Annotated in this window: 9 protein-coding genes, 1 tRNA gene and 1 pseudogene; 7 read left to right on the top strand and 4 right to left on the bottom strand. The window is 51.9% G+C overall.

What is annotated here, in order from left to right:
* Window positions 1-102: 102 nt before the first annotated feature.
* The 7 genes from R6U41_RS06495 to R6U41_RS06465 all read left to right on the top strand — a co-directional run bounded on the left by R6U41_RS06495 (window position 103) and on the right by R6U41_RS06465 (window position 3,749).
* Window positions 103-411, top strand: coding sequence for a hypothetical protein (locus R6U41_RS06495; protein ID WP_410269020.1), 309 nt, complete (start codon window positions 103-105; stop codon window positions 409-411).
* Window positions 412-472: 61 nt separating this feature from the next.
* On the top strand, window positions 473-748 hold the full coding sequence (locus R6U41_RS06490) for a glycogen-binding domain-containing protein (RefSeq protein WP_410269019.1): 276 nt from the start codon (window positions 473-475) through the stop codon (window positions 746-748).
* 148 nt (window positions 749-896) lie between these two features.
* On the top strand, window positions 897-1,073 hold the full coding sequence (locus tag R6U41_RS06485) for a hypothetical protein (RefSeq protein WP_410269018.1): 177 nt from the start codon (window positions 897-899) through the stop codon (window positions 1,071-1,073).
* Window positions 1,074-1,452: 379 nt separating this feature from the next.
* Window positions 1,453-1,989, top strand: a complete 537-nt coding sequence (locus R6U41_RS06480) for a response regulator transcription factor (protein WP_410269017.1) — start codon at window positions 1,453-1,455, stop codon at window positions 1,987-1,989.
* A 2-nt stretch (window positions 1,990-1,991) separates the two neighbouring features.
* Window positions 1,992-2,822 (top strand): YHS domain-containing protein, encoded by an 831-nt coding sequence (locus R6U41_RS06475; protein WP_410269016.1) that lies wholly within the window; start codon window positions 1,992-1,994, stop codon window positions 2,820-2,822.
* A 221-nt stretch (window positions 2,823-3,043) separates the two neighbouring features.
* Window positions 3,044-3,328, top strand: a complete 285-nt coding sequence (locus R6U41_RS06470; protein ID WP_410269015.1) for a hypothetical protein — start codon at window positions 3,044-3,046, stop codon at window positions 3,326-3,328.
* A complete protein-coding gene (locus R6U41_RS06465; protein ID WP_410269014.1) occupies window positions 3,285-3,749 on the top strand; it encodes an HAD-IC family P-type ATPase in 465 nt (154 codons plus the stop codon). The genes R6U41_RS06470 and R6U41_RS06465 overlap by 44 nt, the downstream gene beginning before the upstream one ends.
* Window positions 3,750-3,981: 232 nt before the next feature.
* On the opposite strand, the gene R6U41_RS06460 is transcribed toward R6U41_RS06465, so the two are convergent.
* From R6U41_RS06460 to R6U41_RS06445, 4 genes and pseudogenes are all read right to left on the bottom strand, one after another.
* A tRNA-Leu gene (locus tag R6U41_RS06460) sits at window positions 3,982-4,068 on the bottom strand.
* A gap of 22 nt (window positions 4,069-4,090) precedes the next feature.
* Window positions 4,091-4,465: a preprotein translocase subunit SecG gene (gene secG / locus R6U41_RS06455; protein WP_410269013.1), complete on the bottom strand. Its 375-nt coding sequence runs from the start codon at window positions 4,463-4,465 to the stop codon at window positions 4,091-4,093.
* A 5-nt stretch (window positions 4,466-4,470) separates the two neighbouring features.
* Window positions 4,471-5,232, bottom strand: a complete 762-nt coding sequence (gene tpiA, locus R6U41_RS06450) for a triose-phosphate isomerase (RefSeq protein WP_410269012.1) — start codon at window positions 5,230-5,232, stop codon at window positions 4,471-4,473.
* Between the two features lie 14 nt (window positions 5,233-5,246).
* Window positions 5,247-5,477, bottom strand: a pseudogene (locus tag R6U41_RS06445) (type I glyceraldehyde-3-phosphate dehydrogenase); the annotation flags it as partial.

Raw genomic sequence — 5,477 nt, 5'->3', positions numbered from 1 at the left:
TGCGGGCGAATTGCACCAAAGGGGGCGAATTGCATTGAATACGGCAAAAGCAGCAATTGCCGCTTTGATGCAAAAGCTTGAGCGAAAGGAGAAAAGGAAAAATTGAAAAAAATTTTGATCGTCTGCCGTGGCTCCCGGGAAGAGAAAACCATATCCTCAGAATTAAAAGCGGATGGCTATGATGTCCAACTCATTGGAGTCGAAAAGCATGATTTCAATTCACTGGATCTTTCCCGCTTTAATCTTGCAATCATAAGCCTTCACCCGGACATCTCGGCAACATGGAACGCCTATCTTGATTTCAGGCAGCAATTTCCCGGCTTTCCCGCACTTGTCTACATGGGTCATCATGGCGTGGACCGCCTGAAATCGGCCATAAAAAACGTTTTAATCAAAAATAAGCACCATTAACCGCCTCTCAGGGGTTTCAACAGAAGGCGGCACATCATATTTATAAAAAAAGGAGTGCATTGTGAGCAATACCAATAAAGGAAGCAAACGCTTTATTTTCCGACTGACTGCACCGGATGCTGAAGAAGTCTGTATTGGTGGAGATTTCAACGGCTGGAATCCACAAAAGCATCATTTTAAAAGAAAAGCGGGCGGATTTTGGGAAAAAGCAATAATGCTCAAGCCGGGACGGTATGAATACAAATTCAGGGTTAACGGGGACTGGTGTATTGATCCGGCCAACAATCAAGTCTGCGACAATATCTTTGGAACCCGGAATAATGTGATCCTGGTGTAGCCAGGCATACGGATGTTTTCTTGAGGCATGGGGCCCTTACAATCCCGTGATCAAACCTCACGAGGTCCTGTCATGTCCGCGAATCCGACTTGAGCGGAGACCGGAAAAATAAATCTTTCGGTTCTTGAGGATCGAAAAAGGAGGTACTATGGAGTTTGAACAGAATGAAATTGCAGCGATTTATGTTAATGAGGCTATTGTGTGTACCAATTGTATGAAGCATGAGGATTGGAACCTGCAGACCCAGGACCGTGTTATTAACCGGGAAAAAACGGAAAAGGAAGACATGATTTTTTTCTGCGATAGGTGTGGTGAGCCCATTTAACACCAAGCCCCTGATTGCGGAAATTCATCTGAATACTTACAGCAAGAGGTGGTTGACGACGAGGGATTCTCAATAGTAATTACCTCGTGTCCCGCATGCGGCTGGATTCAAGCGATGGAAGTGAGCAGCAAGCAGCAGCCATTGGCCTGAGGAACGATTTCTTTCCGAGACAACCCTACAATGTTAAATTCCGTGGCATCCTGATAGACGATTTGCAGCAGGTATTGGCCAGCACCAAACTGCATCTGGAGGGAGCTACTCAGAACCTCCCCGAATATCTGTCCGCGACCAGGGCCGGGGATTTCATCCCGATACACTCGAGACTTCAAACCCGAAAACAAGTTTGGGCCTGCTCAGTGTTAGGGAACGGGCCAACTATATGGGTATCGATCTGAAAATCGATAGTGCTCCAGGATATGGCAACCGCATTATACTTGTGATTCCGCACAATCTTGTTCAAGACACTGTTCCCCGGTTATCCCACTTTGAGGAGCATCCGAAGTCTGTCTTGTCAGATACGACCGAAAAAGAAACTGATCTCAGAGACATTCGCGTAATTTTTGTGGATGACCACCAGCTAATGCGCTATGCACTGGTCAGTATGGTCAAAAACCATTCTGAAATAAAGATCGTGGGAGAGGCATGCAACGGGCAAGAAGCTTTGGAAATCGTTCGTCAAGTCCAGCCGAACCTGGTTGTGGATGTTTGCAACACGGATACCTGCCGGCTTTCCCTGAAGGAACAAATAAGTGCTGTAAGCTTCGATGGTAAGGGTTGCTTGCCGTCCCGAACAGTATTTCCGGGCCTCTCCAAATTTGCACCCTTGAATCCGCTATCTTCCGACGGCGGTCAGGTGGCTTCAAAGATGATGCCGGCAGGCATGAGGATCTATGCTACCGGGGAGAAAAGGAGTTAAAAATGACAAGAGATCCGGTTTGCGGCATGGAGGTTGATGACCGAAGCGCCCAACACAAGTTCAGCTATTTGGGAAAGACTTATCACTTTTGCACCCGGGCATGCCAGGAGGCATTTTCCAGTAATCCGGATCGATATCTTGCCCAAAAACCCCTTGACATCGGCACTTCCCGAAAAATCGCAGTCGTGGGGCTCGGACAGGTGGGCGCCACGTTTGCTTTTGCTCTAATGACCACCGGCATGGCCTCTGAAATTGTGTTAATCGACACCTATGTGGCGCACCGGATTTCCGGGTTTGCCATGAATCGGGTCATCGGGTCGGGCACTGTGGTCGATACAGCCCGTTTCCGTTTTCTGCTGAGCCGCCACTGCGGGGTGGATGCCAGAAATGTACAGGCTTTTGTGATCGGTGAACACGGAGATACCGAGGTGCCGGTCTGGAGCCAGGTCAATATTGCGGGTATGGGGTTTGACCACTATTGTGCCATGAGTCAAATATCCTGTGAAAAAGACGATCAGGACCTGTTGTTCAACCAGGTCAAAAGGGCCGCCTATGAAATCATCAATCGAAAAGGCTATACCAATCATGCCATAGCCCTCGGGCTGATACAGATCCTGAGCAGTATCCTGCGGGGGGAAAACAGTGTGCTGACGATTTCAAGCCTGATTGACGGATATTATGGTATCGGTGACGTCTGCATGAGCCTGCCTGCGGTGCTCAGTCAAAACGGGATTCAACGCCAGCTTTTCATGGAACTCAGCGACGAAGAAGTCGCCATGTTTCAGTATTCGGCAAAGAAGCTCAAAGAAGTGATCCAGCAGCTCGACGTTTAAGGGACAACCTTTATTCAAAGGAGTATGTCTTGACAGGGACACAGGATAAATCGCAGCGAGATCTGAACGTGCAAAGCCGGAAAGATCAGCCGCATGATTCAGGTGAGTCACATGGCGGGGGACAATCCGGACACGATCACGCTTCCTCCGGGCACCAAAAGGCGCATTCCGGCCATGGCCAGGGGGATCATGGCGGCCATCGCGATCATCACGCCCACATTGTGGCGGATTTCAAAAAACGCTTCTATATATCCCTTGTTATCACACTGCCAGTGTTGCTTCTCTCCCCCATGATCCAGTCTTTTCTGGGGTTGGGGGAACTTGGGTTTGCGGGCGATCAATACGTGTTGTTTGCCCTGGCATCGGCGATCTTTTTCTACGGCGGGTGGCCGTTTTTAAAAGGGATATTTGACGAGCTGAAAAAATTTCAGCCCGGCATGATGACCCTGATCGCCGTTGCCATTGCCACGGCGTATATCTACAGCAGAAGAAATCGGCCTGGATGACTATTTCGCCGAGGTGCTGCCAGAGGACAAGGCCAAGAAGGTGAAAGAAGTCCAGTCCCGCGGTCTGACCGTGGCCATGACCGGAGACGGCGTCAATGACGCGCCGGCCCTGGCCCAAGCCGATGTGGGGATCGCAATCGGTGCCGGCACGGACGTGGCCGTGGAGGCGACCGATATCATCCTGGTCCGGAGCAACCCGATGGATGCAGTGGCCATTCTGGACCTGTCCCGGGCCACCTACCGGAAGATGCTGCAGAACCTGGCATGGGCCACGGGCTACAATGCCTTTGCCATACCACTGGCAGGCGGTGTTCTCTATAGCTGGGGCATTCTTCTCTCACCGGCAGTCGGTGCCGTTCTCATGTCTTTGAGCACCATGATCGTGGCGATAAACGCCCGGTTTTTAAAGCTTTCGACATGAATGATGCAGACCGTGGATATTCTCAAAGATATCAGCATGCGTGATGGCAATGGCGATTATAATAAAAGAACAGGTCGGCCTTTCTTGCCGGGAGGAATGGTTGACTCACAGGGAACAACGGTTTGGCAGAGGCCGCATCCGTAGCCGTCGAATCCGAAATTCTGCTTAACATTGTGCAAACAAATTAGGGGGTCACCCAGCTGGATAACCCCCTAAAATTATTAATAATTTGTGGTGCCGAAGGCCGGATTTGAACCGGCACGGGCGTGGCCCACTACCCCCTCAAGATAGCGTGTCTACCAAATTCCACCACTTCGGCACAAACTGGATGTAAACCGCTGTTATTGCGGGTTGTCGTCTGCTGACGGCGCTGCGGGCGCCTGCTCATCCGGTGCTGATTGCTCGCCGCCCGGTGCAGGGGGCACCTGGTCTGCGGGAAGGCTTTCTTCCGCAGCCGGCTGAAAATCCTCAACCACGGACTTGTCCCCGCTTTTGGAGATATAGGCCAGAGACAGGGACGTGACCATAAACACTACTGCTGCCACGGTGGTAATCTTGCCCAGAAACGTGGAGGCCCCGGTGTTGCCAAACAGTGTCTGGTTGCCGGCTCCCCCAAACATGGCGCCCATGCTGGCACCCTTGCCGGTTTGCAGCAAAACAATGCCGATTAAGGAAAAGCAGACAAACAGATGAATGATAATAATCAGTAGATGCATTGGATTTAACGCTTATAATGTATAATTTCAGCAAATGTTTCCGGCTTCAGGCTTGCGCCGCCCACCAGTGCCCCGTCAATGTCGGGCAGGGCCATGAGTTCGGCAGTGTTTGCCGGCTTGACACTGCCGCCGTATAAAATCCGGGCGGCCCCGGCGGTTTGTGCCCCAAAGCGTTTTTCCAGAAATTGCCGCACATGGGCGTGGACTTCCTGTGCCTGCTCCGGGGTGGCGCTTCTGCCGGTGCCAATGGCCCAGACCGGTTCATAGGCCATGACGGCCTGGCTGAACTGATCTTCAGACAGTCCTTCTAACCCTTTTTCCATCTGTTTGTCAAGCACGGAAAACGTTTTTCCGCCATCGCGCTCGGTTTCGCTTTCGCCGATACAGATCACCGGAACCAGTCCGGCGGCCACAGCAGCCTTGATTTTTTTGTTCACGCCTTCGTCGGTTTCCCCGAAGTACTGGCGGCGTTCGGAATGGCCGATGATCACATACCGGCATCCGGCTGACACCAGCATCGGGCCTGAGACTTCTCCGGTGTAGGCCCCTTGGTTTTCCCAGAACAGGTTCTGGGCACCGAGCTGCACCGGGGTGTCTCCGATGATGCGACTGACCGGCACCAGGGCGGTTGCCGGCGGAGCGATCATAATCTCTGCTTCCTCTTTGCCGGTGAGCTGCCCCACAAGGGCCCGGGCCGTGTCTTCTGCTTCCGGGCAGGTTTTGTGCATCTTCCAGTTGCCGGCGATCATGGGTCTGCGCGTTGTCATGGCCACCTCCGGAATTAAAGCTGTTTTCCCATCATTTCAGCCAGGTCCACCAGGCGGGTGGAATAGCCGGTTTCATTGTCATACCAGGAAAGGACTTTGACCATGTTGTCAATAACATAGGTGTTTTCCGCATCCACCACAGATGAAAGCCTGTTGCCGTTGAAATCCTCGGAAACCAGCGGCAGTTCGCTAAATCCCAGAATGCCCGCCAGCGGGCCTTCGGCGGCTTCCTTTAATGCCGCATT

Origin of the sequence: Desulfosalsimonas sp., from assembly GCF_046483245.1 — a bacterium.
Taxonomy (GTDB): Bacteria; Desulfobacterota; Desulfobacteria; order Desulfobacterales; family Desulfosalsimonadaceae; genus Desulfosalsimonas.
The sequence above is the reverse complement of the archived record's forward strand: the minus strand, read 5'-3'. Positions and strand labels throughout refer to the sequence as shown.